Genomic DNA, 25,409 nt, shown 5'->3' with positions numbered 1-25,409 from the left:
ATTTTTACCAGTCAATTTGTAATTTTTTATTTTCACAAATAGTTTGCAGCATACTAAACATTAGCGGGAAATGCTGAGGATTTAAATCTTGTAAAATTTTTGGTCCAATTTCTAAAGCTAATTGAGCACCTTCTACAGTAATATCTTTCATAAATTTTTCTTTAGCATCATTATACAGATGTCCTTCACCCAAATACTTTCCCATCAAACTATTTCTTCCTCCTATTGCACTAACATATAAGTCTCCTAAACCCGCTAAACCATAAACTGTTTCTGCTTTACCTCCATAATTAGAAACAAACTCTACCATTTCAGAAATTGATCTATGTATCAAAGACGCTGCAGTATTTAAAAAATATTTTGACTGAATATCTTTTGATGCTTTGGGATTGCTCAAGCCTTCAGATGCTCCAATTAGCATTGAGTAAATATTCTTTATTGCTCCTGATAACTCAACACCATTTATATCTTCTGAGATTTCAGTAGAGTAATAGTTAGTTGAGATTGTTTCTTTTAGGAACTGACTTTCTTTTAAGTTTTTATTTGCAATAACTGTTCCTGTTCTCATTTTATTTGCTAATCCTGCAGCTAAACATGGTCCTTTGATGGCTGAAATATTTATTTCAGAATGACCTTCTCTTTCTAAAAGATTTTTAATTTTGTCTGAAAGTGTAGAAAGTTCATTGTCTACTATGGATAAACCCTTAGTCAATAATACAATTGGTATTTTCTTTTTATAATCTTTTGAAATTTGTTGAACAAACCATTCAATACCTACTGAACTTACTCCACAAACTATAATATCAATATTTTGTTTTAAAATATTTTGTAATTTTTCAAATTGCTCAAATTTAATTTCTTTTGGTAATTGTGTTTTTAGTGCTGGGTGGATATGGTTGTTAGAATTGATACTTTTAATTAGGTTGTCTTCCAAATGTGTTCCAACAATTGTAACATCATTTTTATTATCCAGACATGGGACCGCAAAAGCAGACCCCATTGCACCAGCACCAATAATAATTATTTTTTTCATAAATTGAAGTTTAAAGCTTTATTTTTACAAGATTTACTCATTTGATTTATATCAATAATATTACTGTAATAAGATATATTTATTGTAATTTTTAACATTTTGTTAGTAAAGTAGATTATATAATAATTTTAAATGGAGATCTTTTATGACTAAAGTAGCAATAATCGGTGCTGGCCCTTCTGGTTTAGCTCAACTACGAGCTTTTGAATCTGCTCAAAAAAAAGGTGGGAAAATTCCTGAAATAGTTTGCTTTGAGAAACAGGAAGATTGGGGAGGATTGTGGAACTATAGTTGGAGAACTGGAACAGATGAATACGGAGAGCCTGTTCATTGCAGCATGTACAGATATCTTTGGTCTAATGGACCAAAAGAATGTCTTGAATTTTCAGATTATTCTTTTGATGAACATTTTGGTAAGCCTATTGGATCTTACCCTCCGAGAGAAGTAATATTGGATTATATACGTGGCAGACTTGCTAAATCAGATTTTAAAAAACAAGTAAGATTTAGAACTTCTGTTCGTTGGGTTAGTTACAACAAAGACAGTAAGCTATTCACTGTTTCAGTTGAAGATTTAGTCAAAAAAGAAACCTATAGCGAAGAATTTGATTATGTTGTGTGTGCTTCAGGACACTTTAGCACTCCCAATGTGCCTGAGTTTGAAGGACTTTCTACTTTTGGTGGAAGAGTAATGCACGCACATGATTTTAGAGATGCATTAGAATTTAAAAACAAAGATATTTTGATTGTAGGTACAAGTTATTCCTCAGAAGATATTGCATCTCAATGTTACAAATATGGATGCAAATCTATAATAATTAGTCACAGAACTGCACCAATGAATTATCATTGGCCTGATAAAATTACTCAAGCACCTTTGTTAATAAAAGCTGATCCAGATAACACTGTTCACTTTAAAGATGGATCAAAAAAAAAGGTGGATGCCATAATTTTATGTACTGGATATTTGCATCATTTTCCTTTTCTTGAAGAAGAGCTTAAATTAAAAACCAGCAATTTATTATGGCCTCTTAATTTATATAAAGGAATATTTTGGGAATCTAACCCTAAGATGATGTATTTGGGTATGCAGGATCAATTTTATACTTTTAATATGTTTGATGCTCAAGCTTGGTATGCAAGAGATTTTATTCTTGGAAAAATTTCATTACCTTCAAAAGATGAAATGACAAAAAATAGTCTTGAATGGAAAAAAAGAGAAGATTCGTTACAAGATGATGAGCAAAAGATTTGGTTCCAAGGTGATTATACAAAAGAACTTATTGAGGCTACAGATTATCCTGATTTTGATATAGAGGGAGTAAATAAAACTTTTATGGAGTGGGAGCATCATAAACATGAAGATATTATGACTTTTAGAAATAATAGTTATAAATCTCTAATTACTGGAAAAAAATCTCCTTTACATCATACAGAATGGTTAGATGAGTTAGATGATTCCATGAAGGCCTACATAAAATAATTTTTTATCACTATTATTTTAAAGATATGTTGTTTGTAAAAAATCTTAAATCAATTTCTGATCAAAAATGGCAAACAACTGAGAAATATCCAGGTGTAAGATGGAAATTCTTAATAGATGCAGACTATACAGAAAGTTCTGGACTTTCTCTTGGTTTTGCTGAAATAGCTCCAGGAGGAAATTTAACTCTACATTATCATTCGCCCGCAGAGATATATGTGGTGACTAATGGTAGTGGAACATTGAATAAGTCTGGTGAGCTAGAAGAAATTAAGAAAGGTGATGTAGTTTATATAGCCGGGAATGCAAAACATGCTTTAAAAAATAACGGAAAAGAAACTTTAGAATTTTATTGGATTTTTCCGACAGATCGTTTTTCTGAGGTCGAGTATTTATCCTAGCTGATGCCCAAGTGTTTTTTTCGTTGATCTACCCACGTTCGAATTAAATGATCAAACACCAAACCTATAAAAGCTACACAAACACCAAGCGTTAATCCTATTCCAGCACCCTTTTTATCAGATAGGGCTTTTAAAATATATTGTCCTAAATCCTCTGTTCCAATAAATGCCCCAATAATTACCATAAATAAAGCAAATACAATTGTTTGGTTTAAACCAAGCATCATATGAGGAAAAGCTAATGGAAATTCTATTTTCATCAATCTTTGTAGTTTCGTTACACCTGACATTGAGCCGGCATCATGCAATGAAGCTGGAACACTTCTTAATCCCTCAATTGTGTACCTTGTTGCAGGTATCGTTGCATAGACGATTACTGCGATTAATACCGATGTATCAGTAACACCAAAAAGCATCATTACCGGAATTAAATATACAAATGAAGGAAAAGTTTGAAAAATATCACAAACCCCCAGCATAAAATTAGTAGTATATTTGTTTTGAAAACATAAAGTTCCAACTGTAAAGCCAACAGCACAAGAAATAATTACACCAAATGTTGCCATATAAGTGGTTACTAAAGCTCTATCCCACCAAGGACTAAGTGCTATAAATAATGTTAATCCACCCACTACAAAAGCTGAACGTATTCCACCAATTATATAACCAGCACCAATAACTAAAACTAAAGTAGCAACAGCTGGCATCCTTAAATATAAAGCTCTCATTGGCTGAAGAACTTCTGTAATTAACCAGGTATTAAATATTTTTAAAGTTTGAAAGAAAGTATCCCAAACCCAATCAACACCTTTGTTCCAAAAATCTGCTGTTGATATTCCTTTATTGTGTGGAATTTCATATAGATAATTAAAACCTTCTTTAAAGAAAAAAGAACCCACAAAAGCAAGTATAATTCCAATTAATACTGCACCACCAAAAAAAATACTATTTTTGTGTTGCTCGAAAAAAGTTAGATTACCAAAATAATCGATTTGTTTATTTGCCCAAGCTAAAGATAATTTATCCAATAATATTGCAATCAAACTAATACATAAACCTGCCTCAAGTGCTAATCCAATATTTAATTGGTTTAGCGCAAGTAACAAATTAAACCCTAAACCTTTCGCACCGATAAAAGCTGAAATAACTGCCATAGAGAAACACACCATAATCACTTGGTTTACTCCTATTAAAATATCTCTTCTTGCAGTTGGAATTAATACTTTGAACATGAGTTGAGAATTTGTGCATCCACTCATTCTGCCAGCTTCAATAACTTCAGGAGGTATACCTCTAAGGCCTAGTAAAGTTAATAATATCATTGGTGGAACTGCTACAACCATTGTTATGATTACAGCCGCATGATCGCCTACACCAAATAAAACAATTGCAGGAACTAATACAGCATATTGAGGCATAGTTTGCATAACTAAAAGTATTGGATACAAAGCTTTTTCAACTCGTTTACTTTTAAATGCCGCTATACCTAGACCCAAACCAAAAATAAAAGATAGTGGCGCTGCAACCAATATAAAAGAGAGAGTTTGCATTGATGGTTTCCATTGGCCAAATATGGAAATATAAATCATGACTATACCAGCAAATAAAGCTAAGCCTTTTCCACTCAAATTATAACCAAGTATTACTGCTCCCGCTGCAACAATGGTCCAAGGTAAACCTGGTAATTTTGCCCATGGATTTGCTCCTATCCAATCCCAACTAGTAAATGCTACAACTGTTTGAACTCCTCCTAATATAACTTCTCTAATTAGTTCAATTAGAAATGTCATAAACGCTGTTATATTTCGTGTTAATTGAAGAACTAAAGGCCTAGTTTTGTACGATTGAGTATTTTCATTCCAAAACTCCATTGGCATCCACTCATTCATCAAAAAAAATAAAGAGTCATTTATCCAAATAGGCAACCATCCCAAAAGAGGTGGTAATCTCCAAAAAACATCAAATGCATAATATCTTACTTCTGCACCAAACAGTGTGTAGGTACTTTGATTTGGATCTTTAATAAATTCTGCTTGGCCTCTTATAAATTTGTAAGTTTCCGGGACGTCAATTGCAAAGCATAGTGAAAAAAATACAATCAACAAAAATAGCCATTGAAATAACTTTGGATATTTTTTTAATAATTCCATATTTTAATCATTATTTTTTTTTCCACCAAACACAGTATTAATTATTTTTGAAGGATGAACAGTTCCAACAATTTGATTGTTTTTATCTATTACACCAACAGATCTTTCTTGGTTTAAAATCTTTTCAGCAACATTTTCAATTATTTCATCTTTTGAAACTTTTAATTCACTTAAATTTTCATTATGGGGTTTATCCATAATGTCTTCTATCTTTAATACTTTTTCTCTAGGAACTTCTTCGGTAAATTTTCTGACATACTCAGTTGCTGGATTTAAGACAATATTTGCCGGTGTATCAAGCTGCTCTATTATTCCATCTTTCATAATTGCAATTCGATCGGCAAGCTTTAATGCTTCATCAAAATCATGAGTAATAAACATAATTGTTTTTTGTAATTTTTCTTGAAGCCTTAAAAACTCATCTTGCATTTCTTTTCTAATTAATGGGTCTAGTGCTGAAAACGGTTCATCTAAAAACCAAATATCAGGTTCAACAGCTAAAGACCGAGCGATTCCTACTCTTTGCTGTTGCCCGCCAGAAAGTTCTCTTGGAAAATAATTTTCCCTTCCATCAAGGCCAACAAGTTTAACCATGTCCATAGCTTTATTTATACTTTCTTGATCTTCAATTCCTTTTATTTGAAGAGGAAATGCAATGTTTTCTAAAACTGTTTTATGTGGAAGTAATGCGAAACTTTGGAATACCATCCCCATTTTATTTCTTCTAATATCTATTAGCTCTTTATTATTTAATGAAAGTAAATCTTGACCTTCTATAAAAATTTTTCCACCTGTTGCGTCTGTTAATCTTGAAATACATCTTAATAAAGTTGATTTTCCAGAGCCTGATAAACCCATTACAACTAACATTTCTCCTTTTGAAACTTCAAAGGAAGCATTATTCACTCCAACTATACATCCATTTTCTTGAAATGTTTTTGCATCAACGTTTCCATTTGCTTCTTGAAGCATCTTTTCTGCATTTGCTCCAAAAATTTTGTAAACAGACTCACATTTGATAACAGTATTGGTCATATTGTTTTAATAAGTTATACGAAATAAAAATAAAATACACTTTTTATATTATTTCAATTTATTGTTTTCCTCCTTTAAAAATTTTTAATAAAATAAACTCTGGTATCAATTCCTGTGCTTAAAAAATTTAAAACTTCTCCACTAACAGTAATTTTCTCTTTTTCCTCACCATTCATGCTTCCACTTAAAACAAAACCAGCAATACACTTGCTGTTTTCTTTGTCCCAATTTACAAATGTTTTGGCTATTTGATTGCCATTGGTAGTATATATTTGCTTTGCTTTAAAATTTATTAAATTCGCACCCATAACAGCTCGTTGGGGGATAATTTTTGTTATTTTGCATACTGTTTCATATTGCTCTTTAGATAATTTGTAATGATCACTTCCTTCATAAAAAGTTAAAATACCAGATGGTAGTGTGGAGATTATTTTGCTTAGTTTGTTTGCCTCAGCAATTCTTGCTTCTTCCTTTTTCATTTTTTCTACCAGTTCTTCACCTTGACCAAAAAAAATATTTAAAATACCGAAAGAAAAAATTACAATAAATGTTAATAAAACAAGACCACCAAATTGTTGAATAGGCTCAGGCAGCAGTCCTTTAAATTTATTCAAATATCTATCAATCATAATTATTCTTGTATTTTGCCATTTTTCCAAATTCCTACTTTTTCTTTTCCATCAGACCAAATAAATTTACCTCTTCCATTCATAAAGCCGTTGGCCCATTCCCCTTCGTAGACAGAGCCATCTGGAAAAGTTAAAACTCCCTGACCACTCCATTCACTATTCTTAAATTCACCTTTATAAATGTATCCATTGGGCCAAGTTTCAACACCCTGTCCATGTTTTTGTGTTCCTACCCAATTTCCTTCATAAGTTGTTTTGTCTGTATAAGTCCATTTACCAAAACCATTTTCACAGTCTCCTTCACAGCCTGTTTTTCGAGCTGATGCTGAAGTTGCGATTAAAAAACTCAAAGTTATATAAAAAATATATTTTTTCATTTTAGCTACATATATAAAAAGAAATATCCTTTTCAAAATTTTCACTTTTTAAATCTTTTGTAATTTCATGAACTAATTCACCCGATTTTCTATTAATTATACCAGACTCGGAGTAATTTTTGTCATTATCAAAAGCTTTAAATAAAACTATATCCTTATTAACAACCTTTACATCAAACTTTGTATTTTCAGAGAGAAATACTGACAATCCATTAATCGAAAGTTTTTCAGGTTGCTTTGCATCAATCTTAAATTGATCTAAATTTTTTTCATTTAAATCTTTTGCTAAAAAAGTTTTATAATTATACTCTGAGTTCTTAAGTATTTTTTTTTCTAACTCGCATACATAACCAATTTCAATATCTTCTTGTATGTCGATATTTTTTGCTAAGGATAAATTAAAAATAAACAGGCTTAAAAATATATAAATAGAGTACTTCGTCATTTTTTTAATAAAATTTATAATTTGAAACTTCACTAGATTTACTTACATAAAAAAATCCCCCCCAAATTTGTTGGGGGAGATTTTGCAATTATTTTTATACTTTATTTAGTAAATGGTTCCCAAACACTTTTATTGTCTGCTAACCATTTTTTTGCAGCATCTTCATGTGTCATTTTATCTTCGTCAACTAAAGCAGCCATTGCTCCGATGTGACTTGTTGAAAATGACATTTTTTTGAAAACTGCAGCTGCACCTGGATGAGTATTAGGAAAATCCTCATTTACAGCTTTTTTCAAATAACCATCTGGAGATCCACATTTTCCATCACCACCATCTTCTGGTCTACAACCAGCAGAATATGGAGGAAAATCAATAAATGTGAAACCTTTTCCATCCGTAAAGTTTGGAGTCCAGTTGAATATTATAGTTCCTCTTCCTTCTTTCTCAGCAGCCTTAAGTTCTGCCCAAAGTGCATCTGCACTTCCAGCAAATTTAACTGTCCAAAGATCTCCTAACCCAAGAGCATCAACCCTCTGAGGTATTAAATCTCCATGCCAAGTTTGTGGACCTTCTAACATTCTTCCTTTTCCACCTGAATCCGGTGTTGCAAAGTTTGCAGCACAGTCTGGATTCTTTAAAGCAGTCCAATCTGGTAGACCTGGACATAATCCTTTGTCAGCAACCCAGTTAGGATATCCCATATCTTCAAGAGTTCTTGCTTCGTGATCACCCCAATCAACTATTCCACCTTTGTCTAGTGCTGTAGTGAATGATTTACCAAAAGCAGATTCCCATACTTCGTGTGCTAGAGTTACATCACCAATACGAATTGACTCGTATACAGCTTGTGAATCTGTATTTACGTAACTTACATTGTTACCCATGCTTTCAAAAATTCCACCAATAACATGAGCCATTACAATTTGACTTGACCAGTTATGAGTAGCAATAATTATTGGTTGAGCACTATCACCACCTTTTTTGGCAGTTTTGTCTCCACCTTGCATGAAAAAAATTGCGGCAACAACTATTACTACCGCACCGATTATTATCGGTAATTGATTCTTCTTCATATTCAATCTCCCTTAATATTAAGTTTAATAAAGTATGTTCTCACTTATTAAATTTATAGTCAATCCCCTATGATTATATTATGGTTAATAAAAAATATTAAAAAAGCACTGTAGATGTTAGGAACTAGCAATAATATCAAAAATCCTGGATTAAGAGTTTTACCACCAGGAGTTGAAAGATATTATGTTAAGGGTGGTGGTTTATCTGTAATTGAAGTTTCTCAAGAAGATAAAATCGAAATTATTAATGATGAAGGAAAACAAGTTTGTGAAATAATTGTTTTTAATTCCAAGGGGAAATCAGATTTATCAATATTAAATTTAAAAGAAAATTCAAACGCAGATTTTTCAAAAAGAGCTATAGCTAATGATGAAAAAATTTCGAAAATATTCAAAAAAAAGAACTTTGAATTAAATAAAGCTAAATCTTCAATTATTTTTAATGAAGATTGTGTAATGGGAGAAAAAATAACTTTATTAGCAAAAGATAGATGTTTTGTTTTGATTGCAGCACCTGGTAATCCTCTCAATGTTCACGAACAAAATCCACCAACTGATCTAACAATCTTTTTAAATAAAGCCCAGTTTTCAGAAACAGAAGAGCAATTTATTTTACCTGATCCTTTAAGTGATCCATTAGTTGAGCAACTTGTTAAAAGAAGAACTGCAGAAACTTATGAAGTTAAAGCTGGGGAGTATATTCAAATAATTGATACAGGGGGAAGGCAATGCTCTGATTTTTTAGCTTTTGATACTCATAAATTAAATGATGGTGTTGAAAGTATTATTGATGATAAAGCAACTAGAACTTTTATGGGTAGCGCTTACCCTGGTCCAGGTTTATTTTCAAAATTCTATGATGGTGATCATGAGGCAATGGTTGAAGTGGTTAGAGATACTGTTGGAAGACATGATACTTTTAATCTAGCCTGTACTTCAAAATACTACGAAGATTTGGGTTACATGGGTCATATTAATTGTACTGATAATTTTAATAAGGAATTAGAAAAATATGATGTTAATGCTAGAAAAAGTTGGTCAGCTATAAATCTTTTTTTTAATACAGCAATAGATGCAAATAATGTTGCAACATTTGATGAACCTTGGTCAAGACCTGGTGATTATGTTTTGTTCAGAGCTTTAAAAGATTTAACATGTGTTTCATCCGCTTGTCCTTGTGATGTTGATGCTGCAAATGGCTGGAACCCTACAGATATATTTGTTAGAACTTATGCAAAGAATGAAAAATACTCAAAAGCAATTGCATTTAGAATGAAAACAGACGCTGAACCAAAACTTACTCAAGAGACAGGTTTTCATAAAAAAACATCTGAACTAACTAGAAACTTTGTTGAGTATAAAGGTTTTTGGCTAGCTAATAATTTTACAAATTCTGGAACGATAAAAGAATATAACGCATGTAGAGAAAGTGCGATAGCAACAGATCTTTCGCCATTAAGAAAATTTGAAATTTTAGGACCAGATGCTGAAAACCTTATGCAATATACCTTAACAAGAAATGTTAAAAAACTATCAGTCGGACAAGTTGTTTACACTGCTATGTGTTATGAAAATGGATGCATGTTAGATGATGGTACTTTATTTAAATTTGGACAGGATAACTTTAGATGGATTGGTGGAGATGAGTACAGTGGAGAATGGTTAAAAGAACAAGCAAAAAAGAAAAATTATAAAGTTTGGATCAAATCAGCTACGGATCATATTCATAATATTGCTGTTCAAGGACCTAATAGTAGAAAAATTTTAGAAAAATTTGTTTGGACAGCACCAATTCAACCATCAATAACTGAACTTGAGTGGTTTAGATTTAATATTGCGCGAATAGAACATGAAACTGGAACTCCAATTGTTATTTCTAGAACGGGTTACACTGGTGAACTTGGATATGAAATTTGGTGTCATCCTAAAGATGCTGCAGAAGTTTGGGATAAAGTTTGGGAAGCAGGAAAAGAATTTGATATCACACCGCTTGGTTTAGAGGCTTTAGACATGGTTCGTATAGAAGCTGGACTAATTTTTTATGGATATGAATTTGATGACCAAACAGATCCTTTTGAAGCTGGAATTGGTTTTACCGTTCCACTTAAAACAAAAGAAGATGATTTCATTGGCAAAGAAGAATTAATTAAAAGAAAAGCAAACCCACAAAAAAAATTAGTAGGACTAGAGTTAGTCGGTCACGAACCAGCGGTTCACGGAGACTGTGTTCACATAGGTCGTGCACAAATTGGTGTCATAACTAGTGCTATGCTTTCTCCAAAACTTGGAAAGAATATTGCTCTTTGTAGAATTGATGTAAAATATTCTGAAATTGGAACAGAAGTTGAAATAGGGAAACTAGACGGTCATCAAAAAAGAATTGGCGCCAAAGTTATTGCTTTTCCATTCTACGATCCAACAAAATCAAGAGTAAGAGCTTAGATAAATGGCTTCCACTAAAAAAACACTTTTAAACTTTTGGGAAGATCAAATGAAACAATCCCATACATCAAGTAACTATTTTTTTAGAAAATCTCCTTCACATTATCATATGATGTTATTAGTCATGTCTGCTCATAAAGAAGGACAAAAACTTTCAGTCGAAGAACTTAAAACAAAATTATTTAAAACTTCTCGACCAAAATCAGCTCTTATAATTACTGAGGCATGTGAAAAAGGATTCTTTCATTTGGAAAAAACTTCTACTGACCAGAGAATTAAAAATATTGTACCTAGCTCTTCTTTTATTAATGAGTTTAATGAATATTTAGATACACTTAAAAACATAAGCTATTAGCTATTTATTTTTAAATAATCCATAATATATATTTTTTATATATAATTTTTAGTTCTATAAAAAATTATATTAATATCTTGTTTCAAAAAATAATGTTTAGTTATGTCAACGTTACCATCAAAAGCAAAAGTAGTAATTATAGGTGGTGGTATTCACGGTTTAAGTACAGCCTGGAAACTTTCAGAAACTTATAAAAATCCTGGTGACATCATAGTTTTAGAAAAAAATGATATTGCTGCTGGTGCAAGTGGTATTGCTTGTGGTGTTGTTAGAAACAATTACTTTCAACCAGCTATGAGAGAGCTAATGGCTCATTCAGTTTCAGTTTGGGAGAGTGATCCAAAAGCATTTAAGTATAATGCAGTTGGCTATTTACAAATATCGCCAGAGGTAATGCATGAAGATGTTGCAACTATTTATGAGCAGCAAAAAGCTATTGGTTACGAATCAGAATTTATTGAAGGTGAAAAAGATTGCATGAATTATATGAAGGGAATGTTTGATGATTGGCAAGCTCAAGGCATTACTTCAGTTCTTCATGAAAAAAAAGGTGGTTACGCATTTAACAAAGACTCAATTAAAGCTCTTGAAAACAAATCTACTTCAAATGGTGTTCAAGTAATGAAGGGTGTAACAGTAACTGGGTTTAAAAGAGGTAGTAATAGTAAAGCTGTTACAGGAGTTGAAACTGATAAAGGTACGATAGAGTGTGAACAAGTAGTTGTTGGAGCAGGTCCATGGGCTAGGGATTTTTGGAACATGTTAGAGCTTCCTAAAAAGGCTAACATTAAAAGCAAAGATGGTAAATTACACGAAACCGATATGTGGACATATTGGATGTTACAAGAGGGTGTAATTGGCGTTGAGCCAGATTTTTTAAAGATGAATAATGGAAAACAACCACCGGTAATCCACGTTGACTCTACTGCGCCATTGTACTCAGATAAAACAAAAAAATTAATTACAGAAAAAATTTGGGGAATTTATTATAAACCTGATATTGAAGGTTTAGGTGTTCAAGGTGGAACATCTCCATACATAGTTGATAAACATTTTGATAAAGTTAATGTAGATCCATACGGTTTAGACTCTCCAGAATTTCAAACTACTGAAGCTTTTAATGATATGTGGTGTTCAGCTTTAGCTCATTGCCAAAAAAGATTTGAAGGTAAATCAGATCTTTATAGAAAAGGACCATCGGGTGGTCTTGGATGTATGACACCAGACTCATTTCCAATCTTTGATAGATTTTTAGAAAATGTTTATATGATTGCTGATGCTAATCACGGTTATAAAATGATTGGTGTTGGTGAACTTGTTGCAAAAGAAATTCTTGGTACTGAGAGTGATTTATTGAAACCGTTTAGATTCAACCGTTACGAGAAAGGTGAACTTCACCCTACATCGAACAGTCCGTTCCCTTGGAGTTAAACTTCAAGCCTAGACACTAATAAGTTTTTCAGCTAACTTTGAATAAATAAAATTCATTGGGGGATGAAAATAATGACTGATCTAGACAAACACGTTAACCAACCAGGTAGAGCAAAGTTAGTAAAGCAAGTTAGAGCTAAGATTAATGAACTTGGTATTGAATATATTTTTTTTCAATTTATTTCTGTTACTGGAAGAGTTGTAGGTAAAGGTATTCCCACAGATCACTGGGAAAGAACTTGTGAAAAAGGATTTCAATTAGTCTATGGTGCAACAGCAAACTTATTTACAGATCGTCATGGTAATTATATTGGTTATGGACCTGAAGCAAAAGAACTTGTAGGTATTCCTGATCCAGAAACATTTTGTCAACTTCCTTGGGATAAAAAAGTAGCAAGAGTATTTGTAACTTGTTTTAGAAACAGAGAAGAAAGAGAGAACCCTGGCGCTCATTTAACATCAGATTGTCGTGGTAACTTAAGAATTCACGCCCAAGAATTTAAGAAAAAACATGGATATCAGTTAAGAGTTGGAACTGAGCCAGAGATGATGTGGCTAACAAAAAATGAAGATGGTACCCCTACTGGAAAAGGTTTTTCTAAACCATACTGTTATCACATAGATCAATTTGAGTCGTTAAGACCAGTTTTCATGAAGGTTTTTGAATATGCTAGAGCAATGGGCTTTGACATGATTCAAGGTGATCATGAAGACGCACCAGGACAATTAGAATTGAACTGGATGTATGATGATGTGTTAAGAAATGCAGACAGGCTTTCAACTTACAGACAAATTTGTGCTCAAGTTGCTAGAGAATTTAATTTAATCGCTTGCTTTATGACAAAACCTTTTATGGGAGTGTCTGCAAGTGGTTGTCACACTAATATGTCATTATGGACAGGTGGAAAAGATAAAGTTAACAAATTATCTCACAAGTCTTTACCAGCTATGGACCATGTATTCACATATGTAGAAGGTGGAACAAATACTTTTATGCCAGATACTAAAGATGTTCAGTTACCAGGTAAAGTTGGATTAAAAGCTATTGGTGGTGTTATGAAGCACTTAGGTGCTTTGACTGCAATTGGATCATCAACAGTAAACTCTTATAGAAGATTATGGGATACAGGTTTTTGGGCACCAGTTTATGCAGACTGGGGATATCAAAATAGAACTTGTGGATTAAGAGTATCAGCACCAGGAAGATTTGAATATCGTTCAGTTGACTCGATGCATAATCCTTACTTGATGGGTTCAGGGTTATTAAAATGTTTTGAAGATGGGATATCAAATAACATTGATCCAGGAAAACCAGAATCTAGAAGTATGTACGAAGCTCAAGCAGCTGGAAAAGAAGTTAAAAAATTACCTTTAAGTCTTGGTGAAGCATTAGATCGCCTATCTGAAGATGAAGTTATTAAATCAGCTATGCCAGATGAAATGTATAAAGTATTTCATTGGTATAAAAATGATGAATGGGAAAGATTTTTAGGTGCAACAACTCAATGGGATCTGGACACTTATCTTGATTGTCTACCGTAGGTCTTAAAAATAAATAAAAGGGGTAAAATATATGTGTGGGATAGCTGGATTAATACATAGAGGTAAATCTTCAAATGTTGGAAGCGAATTACAAGGTATGCTTCAAGCATTAAAGCATAGAGGTGAAGACTTAACAGGTTACGCTCTATACGGTGATACAGATGGTAAAAATTTTATCATGCGTTTCAAAGTTGGAGAAAATGTTGGTGAAGGAAGCTCATCAATTATGGAAGATGTTTCAGTTTACGATGAAAGAAAAAAGATAGTAGATCAATATTTAGCAGAGTTAGGGGCTAAAGTTCTAAAAGAAGAAAGAACTCTACCCTATTCACTAAGATATGAAATTTCTTATGATAAAAAAGATCTATTAGATTTTTCTCAAAAAATTGAAAGCATCCCAGGTGTTGAAATTCTTTCAATGGGAAAATCGTTGGAAGTAATTAAAGATCTTGGAAATGCTAAAGCAGTTTGTGATAGATATTCATTAGATAAACTTGTTGGAACTCATGCAATTGGTCATGCTAGAATGGCAACAGAATCTGGTGTTGATATTAAGTCAGCCCACCCTTTTTGGGGTTATCCTTTTAGCGATGTATCAGTGGTTCATAACGGACAGCTTACAAATTATTGGAACAATAGAAGACAATTAGAAAATAAAGGTATGAGATTTATGTCTGAGTGTGACTCAGAATTAATCGCAGTTTATATTGCTCAAAAAATGAGAGAAGGAGCAAGTCTTGAAGAAGGTATGAGAGACTCTTTAACAGGACTTGATGGAGTATTCACTTATTTTGTTGCAACAAGTGACTCGTTAGGAATGGCAAAAGATACTATGGCAGCAAAGCCACTAGTGCTCTACGAGTCAGATGATTTAGTTGCAATGGGTTCAGAAGAAATAGCGATCAGATCAGTTTTACCGCAAGAAATTGATACATATGATCCATTTGATGGAGAGGTAAAAGTATGGCAAATCTAAAAACAAGCGAGAAGAAATCAAAAGCCCAGTCAATGGGTATGCACAGTGAAGTTTTAACAGGAAGAACTCAACAAAAGTTTTTTAACCCTGATGAAGCTGAAAACTTTTATTACTTTGGTACTTATGATGTTGATTTCAATAAAAGAACAGATCTTGATGTAAAAGATATGTCGGCTCCAGAAGCTAATAAGGAAATCGATAATTTAATGAGTCAAGGTTTTGGAACTATTGTTATTAAAAACCCACAAGGAAAACATAGTTTAGGTGTTGGAATTTTGAATAAATTAAACTTAATTTTTGAAGGAAGTTTAGGTTATTTTGGTATGGGTTCATGTGATGGCCCTACTGTTAGAATTAATGGTAGAGTTGGTTGGTCTTGTGCTGAAAACTTAATGGCTGGTAAAGTTGTAATCGAAAAAAATGCAGGATCATGTTTTGGAGCAGCTATCAGAGGTGGAGACTTAATTTGCAAAGGTAGTGTTGGTGCTAGAACTGGTATTGATATGAAAGGTGGAACAATTATTGTTGGTGGTGACGCTGGTGCATTTACAGGTTTCATGATGCAAAGAGGTAGAATAATTATTCTTGGGGATGTTGGAATAAATTTAGGTGACTCTATGTATGATGGTACTATTTTTGTTGGCGGAAGTATTGGCTCATATGGTAGTGATGCTGTTGATGCTGATCTTTCAAAAAGTGACCAAGACTGGTTAAAACGAAAATTAAAAGTTGCAGAAATCGGTGAAAATTTTGATGTAAGCAAAATGAAAAAAATTGTAGCTGGTAAAAAACTTTGGAATTACGATAATTTAGAACCTACAGAGAAGAAAGGAGCAATTTAATGCCTAAGAAAAAAACAAAAAAAAATGGTAAGGGCGTTGGTGGAAAAACAGACGTTCATGCACATGAAGATGGAAAAAGAAATAAAAGTTTATTAGGTCATAATGCTATTTTTACTCCTGAGGTAATAGACGATATTCATATCAAATCTCAGTTAGGTAGATACCGAATGCGTGGAATGGCATTAATGAAAAAAATTCCAACATTTGATGATCTAGTTTTTCTACCTGGAACACTTACAAGATTTGTAATCGAAGGTTACAGAGAAAAATGTGAAACTAAGACTGTAATTGGACCAAGATGTGAAAACCCGATTGAACTTGATATACCTGTTTACATTACTGGTATGAGTTTTGGAGCACTTTCTTATGAAGCAAAAACTGCTTTAGCAAGAGGAGCTACTATGGCTGGTAGTGCAACTTGTTCAGGAGAAGGTGGAATGATACCTGATGAAAGAAGATATTCTGAAAAATGGTACTACCAATGTATTCAATCAAGATACGGTTTTAATCCACATCACGCTCAACTTGCAGATGGAATTGAAGTTTTCATTGGTCAAGGTCAAAAAGTTGGAATGGGTGGACACTTAATGGGTCAAAAAGTAACTGACCAAGTAGCTGAGATGAGATCATTACCTTCAGGTATCGATCAAAGATCACCTGCTAGACACCCTGACTGGTTAGGTCCAGATGATTTAGCTTTAAAAGTTGAAGAATTAAGACAATTAACAAAAAACAAAGTTCCAATTCAGTTAAAACTTGGTGCATCAAAAGTTTATGATGATGTTCGTATGGCTGCAAAATGTGACCCCGACTCTATCTATTTAGATGGAATGGAAGGTTCAACTGGTGCAGGACCTCATATCGCAGCTGCAAATACTGGTATTCCAGGAATAGCTGCTATCAGAGAAGCAAGACGAGCAATCGACGATGTGGGTAAAACTGGTAAAGTTACTTTAATTTATGCGGGTGGTGTAAGAGATGGTGCTGATATGGCAAAAGCTTTAGCGTTAGGTGCTGATGCAATTGCAATAGGTACTGGATCAATGATCGCCTTAAACTGTAATAAAGATATCCCAGAAGCTAACTTTGAAAAAGAAATGGGTGTAAAAGCTGGTGAATGTTATCACTGTCATACTGGTCGTTGTCCAGTTGGTGTTGCAACACAAGACCCTAAGCTAAGAGCAAGATTAAATCCTGATGATGCTGCACTTAGAGTTTACAACTATCTTCATGCAATGACGTTAGAAGCTCAACTTTTAGCAAGAGCATGTGGTAAAACTAATATTCACTCTTTAGAGCCTGAAGATTTAGCTGCATTAACTACGGAAGCATCTGCTTTAGCAAAAGTTCCATTAGCTGGAACAAACTACACAGTTGGTGTTGATAACTATCATAAAATATAGAGGTAACTATGGCTAAGAAAAAAACAAAAAAAACAAAAGTAAAAAGCAAAGTTAAAAAAGAGAAAAAACTTAAGCTTGGTACTTTTAAAGAAACAGCAAGAGAAAAGCTAATTGGCCAACATATTGGTTATAGATATGATGTAAACTTACTTCCTGATTATAAAAGAATTACTCCATTTCTTAAAAAATATGTAGAAGCTATGGGTTGGGATGATCTTAACTGGTTAGAAGATGTTCATATGGGTTATGAAGAAGGAAAACCAGCTGTATTTTGTAGAAACGCAAATGGCTGGGTTACTATTCCAAAATCTATTAAACTTCCTAATAACCAACAAGATAGAGATATGATTGCAAGAGAACTTTTGGTTAAGTTTCAAATGTCTCCAAAACATCCTCTTGTTGATTTGAAAAAAGCTTACTTAAAATTCTAATAAAACAATCTTAAGTTGATATTTAATTAAAAACCTAGTGTTCACGCTAGGTTTTTAAGTATTGTTTTGTTTGTCACACCTTACAAAATTTTATAGGCTTCCATTAAACTAATATGGGAGAGAGATTATGACTGATCAGTTAGGTGCTCTTACAACCATATTTACAGAATTTTACTACTGGGTAACAGTGGTACTGATGTTTTTAATTCACGTCGGTTTCTGTATGTATGAAGTTGGAGCTTCTCGATACAAACATCACCAACATACTCTTATGAAAAATACAATGCTGATACCTTTGGTAACAGTAACTTGGTTTTTCTTTGGTTGGTGGATTTACTGGGCATTTCCAACAGGACCTGGAATTGCACCTTCAATAATGAATGAAAGTGCTGCATTGATAACCGATGAAAGTACTTTTAGTGCTAAATGGTATGCACCAAATACTGAATTTATGGCGGTTAACTTAGGTGACCACATATCTGGAGTATTCTGGGCTGCGTTCTTACTATTTTCATGGACAGCTGCTTCTATTGTTTCAGGAGCAATCATTGAAAGAATTACAACTTTTGCATTTGGAATTTTAGCAATTGCAATAGGTTCGTGTTTCTGGGTAATTGATGCTGCTTGGGGATGGCACTTTGATGGCTGGATGCTTAAAATTTTAGGATATCACGATGCTTATGCATCAGGAGTAATTCACGCAATTGCGGGTGGATTTGCTTTAGGTGTTCTAATGGTTTTAGGACCTAGAATTGGAAAATTCTCATCAAGTGGTGAGCCAAGAAATATAGGACCAAGAAATCCTTGGCTAGTTACAGTTGGGTTGTTTTTAATCTATACTGGTTTCTGGGGATTTTATGCGGCATGTAATATACCGATATTTGATCTTGGACCTGAGTATGGAATGGAAGGTGTAACATACTGGACAGCTACAAACATATATGTAACCCCTACTACACTTAGTGGTATAACTTATAACTTCTTGATGTCATTATCAGGAGGATTATTAGCTGGATATGTGATCGCCAAAGGTGATCCTTTCTGGACTTACTCAAGTGGACTAGCAGGTATCATCTGTGCTTCAGCTGGAAATGATTTGTATCATCCAATTCAAGCAATGATTATCGGTATGATCGGTGTTGTTGTTGCATACAAACTACATTACTGGGTTGAACGTAAGTTCAAAATTGATGATGCAGTTGGTGCAGTAGCAGTACATGGTTATGCTGGTGTTGTTGGTCTTATCATATGTGGATTTGTTTTAAATGGTTACCCATCATCTGGTTACAGTGTTGGCGCTATGTGGGACGGATCAACTTATGCATCAATCAATCCATTAGGTCAATTTCTAGGAGCAATAATAATGTTCGTAGTTCTTGGACTAATACCAGGCTATGTCATAGCTAAGATACTAAGCGCATTTGGTAAATTAAGAATACCGCGTGATGTTGAAATAGCTGGACTAGACTATGATATGATGGAATCTGCTAAAAAAGATGAACGAGCAGTTTCATCTGCAACTAGGTAAAGGAGAAAAATATGGCTACAGTTACAAACTGGATAGATCATTTAAGTGCTAAGGAGGTTGTCGGTGCAGTTTATCCAGGAGCTGGATCTAGTGAAACTTTACTGGTTATTTTAGGTATAGTTATCTGGATTGGTTGGCATGTTATTACTAACAATTCTGAGAGTGAGGAACTTTCAAAATTGGCTAGAAAAAGACATGGTGCTAATGATCATAAAAGCAATATTACCGATTGGTAATATAAAATAAAAATTTGGGCGCTACTTGATTGTGGCGCCCTTTTTTTTTATAATCTCTATAAATGAGCGATAATAATAACGAAGATCTTAGACCTACTAAAATGAGAGGTGTTTTATTTCCTAAAGCTAAATATGGAGTGATAGCGGCTATTATCATCATTGTTGTGGTCAATCTTATCTACTATAAAGACTTCTTAAAATCTCTATTAAGCTAAACCAAATATATTATGTGTGGAATTGTTGGAATTTATTTAAAAACAAAAAAATATGAAAAACATTTAGGTAAATTTTTATCTGGAATGTTAGATGGCATGGCAACAAGGGGACCTGATAGTGCAGGTTTTGCGATTTACACGAAAGAAAATAAAAATACTTTTAAATACTCTATTTGTCTTGATGAAATAAAAGAAAATGATTTTAAAAAGAAAATATCAAAATTTATAAAAAAAATTAAGTTAACTAGTTATGCAGATCACGTTGTTTTAGAAACCAACGAAAAACCCTCTAAAATATTAAATTTATTAAAAAAAGAAATTCCAGAAGTATCTTTAGTTGGTTATGGAAAAAGTATTAATATTTTCAAACAAACTGGAAATCCAAAAGATGTTGTAAAAAAATTTAAATTATCCTCTTTTTCAGGTACGCATGGAATTGGTCACACAAGAATGGCTACTGAAAGTGCAATAACTACACAAGGTTCTCACCCCTACTCCACATCAGAAGATGAATGCTTGGTTCATAATGGCTCCTTATCAAATCATAACAATGTAAGAAGGTCTCTTGTAAAAGATGGTCAAAGCTTTAATTCTGAAAATGATACTGAGGTTGCTGCTGGATATATTTCAAATCAAATATCAAAAGGTAAGGACTTAGAAAAAACATTAAAAAACAGTTTAAAAGATTTAGATGGGTTTTATACTTTTATTGCAGGTACAAAAGATGGCTTTGCATTATTGAGAGATGAAATTGCTTGCAAGCCAGCTGTTGTTGCTGAGACTAAAGATTATGTTGCGGTTGCATCTGAGTTTCAAGCTATGGCGCATCTTCCAAATGTAAATTCAGCAAAAATTTTTGAACCAAAACCTGGTGTAGTATATCACTGGTAATTTATGAACTTTGATTTAAACAAAAAAACTTTAAGAGAAGTAAATCAACATCTACAAAACGTTGATAGAAAAAAAAATACTAGAAAATTCGAAATTTTAAACCCTCAAGGACAACACGCTATATGTGCAGGTTTGAAAGACGATATTGATGTAACAGTCAAAGGTCATACAGGATATTACTGTGCAGGTATGAATCAAAAAGCAACTGTTACAGTTCATGGAAACGTTGGAACTGGTGTCGCTGAAAATATGATGTCAGGTAAAATTGTTGTTAAAGGTAACGCCTCTCAATCAGCTGGTGCGACAGGTCATGGGGGTGCATTAATTATAGAAGGAGATGCAAGCTCTAGATGTGGGATATCAATGAAAGGAATTGATATAGTAGTTAAAGGTTCTGTTGGCCATATGTCAGCTTTTATGGCACAAAAAGGTAATTTAGTTGTAATGGGTGATGCAGATGCAGATCTTGGAGACTCAATTTATGAAGCTAAGATATTTGTAAAAGGTAAAGTTAAAAGCTTAGGTGCAGATTGTGTGGAAAAGAAAATGGATAAAAAGAATATAGGTGAATTAACAAAACTATTTAAAAAACTCAATATTTCAGAAGATCCTAAAAAATTTAAAAGATATGGTTCTGCTAGAAATTTATATAATTTTAAAATTGATAATGTGGGTGCATACTAAATATGAAAAAAGATCTTAAAGAATTTAAAACATTTCCAAGCTCTACAATAAAAGAAATTCAAAGAGCAGCAAACGAAGGGATTTATCAAATAAGAGGATTGGGTGCTAAACGAAAAGTTCCTGATTTTGATGATCTTGTTTTTTTAGGCGCATCGATGTCCAGGTACCCATTAGAAGGTTATAGAGAAACATGTAACACTTCAGTTATTTTAGGAGATCGATTTGCAAAAAAACCGATCAAACTAGATATTCCAATTACAATTGCTGGGATGAGTTTTGGAGCACTCGGTGCTAATGCAAAAGAAGCTTTAGGTAGAGGAGCATCTGCAATGGGAACTTCAACAACTACTGGTGATGGTGGTATGACACAAGAAGAGAGAGGTTCTTCAAAATATTTAGTTTATCAATTACTACCTTCTAGATATGGCATGAATCCTGATGATTTAAGAAAAGCAGACGCTATTGAAGTTGTAGTTGGGCAAGGTGCAAAACCTGGTGGTGGTGGAATGTTGCTTGGTCAAAAAATTAATAAAAGAGTTGCGGGAATGAGAACCTTACCAGAAGGAATTGATCAAAGAAGTGCTTGCAGACACCCTGACTGGACCGGCCCAGATGATTTGGAAATTAAAATTCAAGAACTTAGAGAAATTACAAATTGGGAAAAACCAATTTATATAAAAGTTGGAGCTGCAAGACCTTTTTACGATACCACATTAGCTGTAAAAGCTGGTGCAGATGTGGTTGTACTTGATGGAATGCAAGGTGGAACAGCTGCTACTCAAGATGTTTTTATTGAACATGTTGGAATTCCAACCTTAGGCGCATTAAGAGAAGCCGTTGATGCTTTAAAAGAATTAAATATGCATAGAAAAGTTCAGCTTGTTGTTTCAGGTGGTATTAGAACTGGTGCAGATGTTGCAAAAGCAATGGCAATGGGTGCAGATGCTGTATCAATCGGTTCTGCTGCAATGATGGCTTTAAACTGTAATGCCGACCTATATGTTGAAGATTATAAAAAACTTGGAACCGAACCTGGTTATTGTCATCACTGTCATACAGGAAGATGTCCAGTAGGTGTTGCAACACAAGATCCTAAACTAGAAAAAAGATTAAACTCAATTGAAGCTGGTAAAAGAATTAAAAATTATTTAACAACTTTAACCCTAGAGTTGCAAACGTTAGCTAGAGCTAATGGTAAATCAGATGTTAGAAACTTAGAACCTGAAGATCTAGCTGCCCTAACAGTTGAAGCTGCTGCTATGGCAAGAGTTCCTCTAGCTGGCACAGATTGGGTACCTGGAAAAAAATAATTGAATAAAACTTTTTAAACAAGTAGGATTAATCATGCCAAAAAATCTTTCACAAATTGCCAAACAAAAAAAAATAAAATATTTTCTAATAAGTTTTGTTGATCTTTTTGGAGTTTTAAGATCTAAATTAGTTCCAGCTCAAGCCATAGGTGAGATGCAAAAAAATGGAGCTGGCTTTGCTGGGTTTGCTACATGGTTAGACATGACACCTGCAGACAGTGATATGTTTGGAGTGCCTGATCCTGATAGTTTAATTCAATTACCATGGAATAAAGAAATTGGTTGGCTGGCATCAGATTTATACATGGACGGAAAACCTGTAAAGGCTTCACCAAGAGTGATGCTTAAAGAGCAAATTAAAAAGATGTCTCAAAAAAAATTACAGATGAAGTCTGGAGTCGAATGTGAATATTTTTTAATTTCAGAAGATGGATCATCAATTGCTGATCAAAGAGATATTCAATCTAAGCCTTGTTATGATCAATCAGCTTTAATGAGAAGATATGATTTAATTAAAGAGATATGTGACTGCATGATTACAATGGGTTGGAAGCCCTATCAAAATGATCATGAAGATGCTAATGGTCAATTTGAGATGAATTGGGATTATACAGATTCATTGATTACAGCTGATAGACATGTATTCTTTAAATATATGGTTAAAAGCTTAGCTGAAAAACATGGTTTAAGAGCAACCTTCATGCCAAAACCCTTTCATAATTTAACTGGAAATGGTTGTCATGCTCATGTTTCGGTATGGAATGGTAAAGATAATAAATTTTTAGATAAAAAAGATACGCTTGGTTTAAGTAAATTAGCTTACAATTTCTTAGGAGGCGTAATGAATAATACTCAAGCTTTATCAGCCTTTTTTAATCCAACAATCAATAGTTACAGAAGAATTAATGCTCCACCGACAAAGTCTGGTGCAACTTGGTCGCCAAGTAGTATTTCTTATACAGGAAATAACAGAACACACATGATTAGAATTCCAGATCAAGGAAGATTTGAATTAAGATTAATGGATGGTGCAGCCAACCCATATTTACTTCAAGCAGGAATAATTGCTGCAGGTCTTGAAGGAATTAATAAAAAATTAAATCCTGGAAAACCACTACATTGCAATATGTACAAGGATTATAAAAAATATCCAAAACTAAAAAAATTACCTAATGATGTAAATCAAGCAATTTCTATGCTTCAAAAAAGTAAATCTCTTGCTGATGCCTTTGGAAAAGATGTAATTGAAAGCTACATAAAGCTTAAAAATTCCGAGATAAAAGACTTTAAGAGCAAGTTTTCATTTAATAAGAAAAAACCAGTCACTAAGTGGGAAAAAGATAATACTTTAGACTGTTAGATTATGGCAACTTTATCTAATGGTCATCAATGGAAGTATTCTGAATTTTTAGATAATAAAAATTATTCGTTTGATAAAAAACAAATTTTCAATTCACTTTCCGAAAAAGAAATTGATGATGCTTATTCTAGTATTTCAAAATGGGAAGGATATTCCCCTACTCCATTAATATCTCTTAATAAATTATCTAATGAGTTAGATTTAAATAAAATTTATTACAAAGATGAAAGTAAAAGATTTGATTTAAAATCATTTAAAGCACTGGGAGGTGCCTATGCTGTTGAAAAAGTAACCCAAGGAAATAAAAATATCACTGTTGCAACTGCAACTGCTGGAAATCATGGAAGATCTGTTGCATGGGGTGCTAGAAGATTAGGACTTAAGTGTAAAATTTTTATTAGTGAGTTTGTTAGTGATGCTAGAGGTCAAGCTATGGCAGACCTTGGTGCAGATGTGATTAAAGTGAAAGGCAATTATGAAAAATCACTAATAGAATGCATTAAGCAATCCACAGAAAATAATTGGCAAATAGTACAAGATGTTGCTTGGAAAAATTATATGCAAGTTCCAACATACACGATGGCTGGTTATACAGTTATGATGAAAGAAATTATTGATCAAATTAAAAATGAAAAAATTTCTCATATAATTTTACAGGCAGGTGTTGGTGGAATGGCTGGCGCAATGGTTGCGGGTATTGCAAGATACTTAGATAACGTTCCCATTACATTAATTGTTGAACCTGATAGTGCAGCTTGTGTTTTAGAAAGTATTAAAACAGGAAAAATAGAAAAAATTGATATTAAAAGAGAAAGTCTGATGGGTGGTATGTCATGTGGAGAAGTATCATTAGTCCCATGGGAAATTCTAAAAAATTCAGTTAAACATTGCATCAGTTTACCCGATGATGATATTGCAAAAACTATGAAATTACTTGGAAACTCAGGTTTTAGTGATGAACCTATTATAGCCGGAGAAAATTCTGCACCAGGAGTGATTAGCTTAATTGCTGGTTGTGAGGATCAAAATTTAAAACAAAATTTAAAATTAGATCAAAATTCTAATGTTTTAGTTATTGGTTGTGAGGGTGATACAGATCAAGAAATGTACCAAAAATTAGTTAATCAAAATTAATTG

At 33.2% G+C, this 25,409-nt stretch carries 25 protein-coding genes; 18 read left to right on the top strand and 7 right to left on the bottom strand.

Translation table 11 applies throughout. The annotated features are described in order from the left end of the window. Nucleotides 1-4: 4 nt before the first annotated feature. Nucleotides 5-1,033, bottom strand: a complete 1,029-nt coding sequence (locus tag ACIJYA_RS01685; protein ID WP_435088752.1) for a glycerol-3-phosphate dehydrogenase — start codon at nucleotides 1,031-1,033, stop codon at nucleotides 5-7. A gap of 145 nt (nucleotides 1,034-1,178) precedes the next feature. On the opposite strand from ACIJYA_RS01685, the gene ACIJYA_RS01680 reads away from it, so the two are divergent. Both ACIJYA_RS01680 and ACIJYA_RS01675 read left to right on the top strand, forming a co-directional pair. Further along, nucleotides 1,179-2,516 (top strand): NAD(P)-binding domain-containing protein, encoded by a 1,338-nt coding sequence (locus ACIJYA_RS01680; protein ID WP_435088751.1) that lies wholly within the window; start codon nucleotides 1,179-1,181, stop codon nucleotides 2,514-2,516. 26 nt (nucleotides 2,517-2,542) lie between these two features. After that, a complete protein-coding gene (locus ACIJYA_RS01675) occupies nucleotides 2,543-2,917 on the top strand; it encodes a cupin domain-containing protein (RefSeq protein WP_435088750.1) in 375 nt (124 codons plus the stop codon). On the opposite strand, the gene ACIJYA_RS01670 is transcribed toward ACIJYA_RS01675, so the two are convergent. The 6 genes from ACIJYA_RS01670 to ACIJYA_RS01645 all read right to left on the bottom strand — a co-directional run bounded on the left by ACIJYA_RS01670 (nucleotide 2,914) and on the right by ACIJYA_RS01645 (nucleotide 8,560). Beyond that, nucleotides 2,914-5,067, bottom strand: coding sequence for an ABC transporter permease (locus tag ACIJYA_RS01670; protein ID WP_435088749.1), 2,154 nt, complete (start codon nucleotides 5,065-5,067; stop codon nucleotides 2,914-2,916). The two genes, ACIJYA_RS01675 and ACIJYA_RS01670, sit on opposite strands and share 4 nt — an antisense overlap. 3 nt (nucleotides 5,068-5,070) lie before the next feature. After that, the gene (locus tag ACIJYA_RS01665; RefSeq protein ID WP_435088748.1) at nucleotides 5,071-6,102 is read right to left on the bottom strand and encodes a quaternary amine ABC transporter ATP-binding protein; all 1,032 of its coding nucleotides are present in this window, start codon (nucleotides 6,100-6,102) and stop codon (nucleotides 5,071-5,073) included. Between the two features lie 74 nt (nucleotides 6,103-6,176). Beyond that, entirely contained in the window at nucleotides 6,177-6,731 is a 555-nt protein-coding gene (locus tag ACIJYA_RS01660) for a hypothetical protein (RefSeq protein ID WP_435088747.1), read from the bottom strand. A gap of 2 nt (nucleotides 6,732-6,733) precedes the next feature. Beyond that, the gene (locus ACIJYA_RS01655) at nucleotides 6,734-7,108 is read right to left on the bottom strand and encodes an MORN repeat-containing protein (RefSeq protein WP_435088746.1); all 375 of its coding nucleotides are present in this window, start codon (nucleotides 7,106-7,108) and stop codon (nucleotides 6,734-6,736) included. A 1-nt stretch (nucleotide 7,109) separates the two neighbouring features. Next, the gene (locus ACIJYA_RS01650) at nucleotides 7,110-7,553 is read right to left on the bottom strand and encodes a hypothetical protein (protein WP_435088745.1); all 444 of its coding nucleotides are present in this window, start codon (nucleotides 7,551-7,553) and stop codon (nucleotides 7,110-7,112) included. A gap of 101 nt (nucleotides 7,554-7,654) precedes the next feature. Continuing rightward, nucleotides 7,655-8,560, bottom strand: coding sequence for an ABC transporter substrate-binding protein (locus ACIJYA_RS01645; RefSeq protein ID WP_435089247.1), 906 nt, complete (start codon nucleotides 8,558-8,560; stop codon nucleotides 7,655-7,657). Between the two features lie 180 nt (nucleotides 8,561-8,740). Here ACIJYA_RS01645 and ACIJYA_RS01640 point away from each other — a divergent pair, with 180 nt between their 5' ends. The 16 genes from ACIJYA_RS01640 (at nucleotide 8,741) to ACIJYA_RS01565 (ending at nucleotide 25,406) form a co-directional block, all read left to right on the top strand. Then, the gene (locus ACIJYA_RS01640) at nucleotides 8,741-11,068 is read left to right on the top strand and encodes a DUF1989 domain-containing protein (RefSeq protein ID WP_435088744.1); all 2,328 of its coding nucleotides are present in this window, start codon (nucleotides 8,741-8,743) and stop codon (nucleotides 11,066-11,068) included. A 4-nt stretch (nucleotides 11,069-11,072) separates the two neighbouring features. Then, the gene (locus tag ACIJYA_RS01635; RefSeq protein ID WP_435088743.1) at nucleotides 11,073-11,423 is read left to right on the top strand and encodes a hypothetical protein; all 351 of its coding nucleotides are present in this window, start codon (nucleotides 11,073-11,075) and stop codon (nucleotides 11,421-11,423) included. Nucleotides 11,424-11,525: 102 nt separating this feature from the next. Further along, a complete protein-coding gene (locus tag ACIJYA_RS01630) occupies nucleotides 11,526-12,854 on the top strand; it encodes an NAD(P)/FAD-dependent oxidoreductase (RefSeq protein ID WP_435088742.1) in 1,329 nt (442 codons plus the stop codon). A gap of 72 nt (nucleotides 12,855-12,926) precedes the next feature. Beyond that, complete coding sequence (locus tag ACIJYA_RS01625; RefSeq protein ID WP_435088741.1) at nucleotides 12,927-14,396, top strand: glutamine synthetase family protein; 1,470 nt, start codon at nucleotides 12,927-12,929, stop codon at nucleotides 14,394-14,396. A gap of 31 nt (nucleotides 14,397-14,427) precedes the next feature. Further along, a complete protein-coding gene (locus tag ACIJYA_RS01620; RefSeq protein ID WP_435088740.1) occupies nucleotides 14,428-15,372 on the top strand; it encodes a glutamine amidotransferase in 945 nt (314 codons plus the stop codon). After that, nucleotides 15,360-16,214, top strand: a complete 855-nt coding sequence (locus tag ACIJYA_RS01615) for a GXGXG motif-containing protein (RefSeq protein ID WP_435088739.1) — start codon at nucleotides 15,360-15,362, stop codon at nucleotides 16,212-16,214. Before ACIJYA_RS01620 ends, ACIJYA_RS01615 begins: the two co-directional genes overlap by 13 nt. Further along, entirely contained in the window at nucleotides 16,214-17,617 is a 1,404-nt protein-coding gene (locus ACIJYA_RS01610) for an FMN-binding glutamate synthase family protein (RefSeq protein WP_435088738.1), read from the top strand. The genes ACIJYA_RS01615 and ACIJYA_RS01610 overlap by 1 nt, the downstream gene beginning before the upstream one ends. An 8-nt stretch (nucleotides 17,618-17,625) precedes the next feature. Next, the gene (locus tag ACIJYA_RS01605) at nucleotides 17,626-18,048 is read left to right on the top strand and encodes a hypothetical protein (protein WP_435086585.1); all 423 of its coding nucleotides are present in this window, start codon (nucleotides 17,626-17,628) and stop codon (nucleotides 18,046-18,048) included. A gap of 127 nt (nucleotides 18,049-18,175) precedes the next feature. Further along, complete coding sequence (locus ACIJYA_RS01600; RefSeq protein ID WP_435088737.1) at nucleotides 18,176-19,576, top strand: ammonium transporter; 1,401 nt, start codon at nucleotides 18,176-18,178, stop codon at nucleotides 19,574-19,576. Between the two features lie 11 nt (nucleotides 19,577-19,587). Continuing rightward, nucleotides 19,588-19,812, top strand: coding sequence for a hypothetical protein (locus ACIJYA_RS01595; RefSeq protein WP_435088736.1), 225 nt, complete (start codon nucleotides 19,588-19,590; stop codon nucleotides 19,810-19,812). Nucleotides 19,813-19,874: 62 nt separating this feature from the next. Continuing rightward, nucleotides 19,875-20,027, top strand: a complete 153-nt coding sequence (locus ACIJYA_RS01590) for a hypothetical protein (protein WP_435088735.1) — start codon at nucleotides 19,875-19,877, stop codon at nucleotides 20,025-20,027. Nucleotides 20,028-20,039: 12 nt separating this feature from the next. Beyond that, nucleotides 20,040-20,918, top strand: coding sequence for a class II glutamine amidotransferase (locus tag ACIJYA_RS01585; protein ID WP_435088734.1), 879 nt, complete (start codon nucleotides 20,040-20,042; stop codon nucleotides 20,916-20,918). Nucleotides 20,919-20,921: 3 nt separating this feature from the next. Further along, nucleotides 20,922-21,602, top strand: coding sequence for a protein glxC (locus ACIJYA_RS01580; protein ID WP_435088733.1), 681 nt, complete (start codon nucleotides 20,922-20,924; stop codon nucleotides 21,600-21,602). Nucleotides 21,603-21,604: 2 nt separating this feature from the next. After that, the gene (locus ACIJYA_RS01575; protein WP_435088732.1) at nucleotides 21,605-22,912 is read left to right on the top strand and encodes an FMN-binding glutamate synthase family protein; all 1,308 of its coding nucleotides are present in this window, start codon (nucleotides 21,605-21,607) and stop codon (nucleotides 22,910-22,912) included. A gap of 34 nt (nucleotides 22,913-22,946) precedes the next feature. Continuing rightward, nucleotides 22,947-24,272 (top strand): type III glutamate--ammonia ligase, encoded by a 1,326-nt coding sequence (glnT, locus tag ACIJYA_RS01570; RefSeq protein ID WP_435088731.1) that lies wholly within the window; start codon nucleotides 22,947-22,949, stop codon nucleotides 24,270-24,272. Nucleotides 24,273-24,275: 3 nt separating this feature from the next. Continuing rightward, nucleotides 24,276-25,406, top strand: coding sequence for a diaminopropionate ammonia-lyase (locus ACIJYA_RS01565; RefSeq protein WP_435088730.1), 1,131 nt, complete (start codon nucleotides 24,276-24,278; stop codon nucleotides 25,404-25,406). Nucleotides 25,407-25,409: the final 3 nt, after the last annotated feature.

The organism is Candidatus Pelagibacter bacterium nBUS_29, from assembly GCF_051200905.1.
Classification (GTDB): Bacteria; Pseudomonadota; Alphaproteobacteria; order Pelagibacterales; family Pelagibacteraceae; genus Pelagibacter.
Note: the sequence above shows the minus strand (reverse complement) of the source record. Positions and strands in the feature narration are given on the sequence as shown.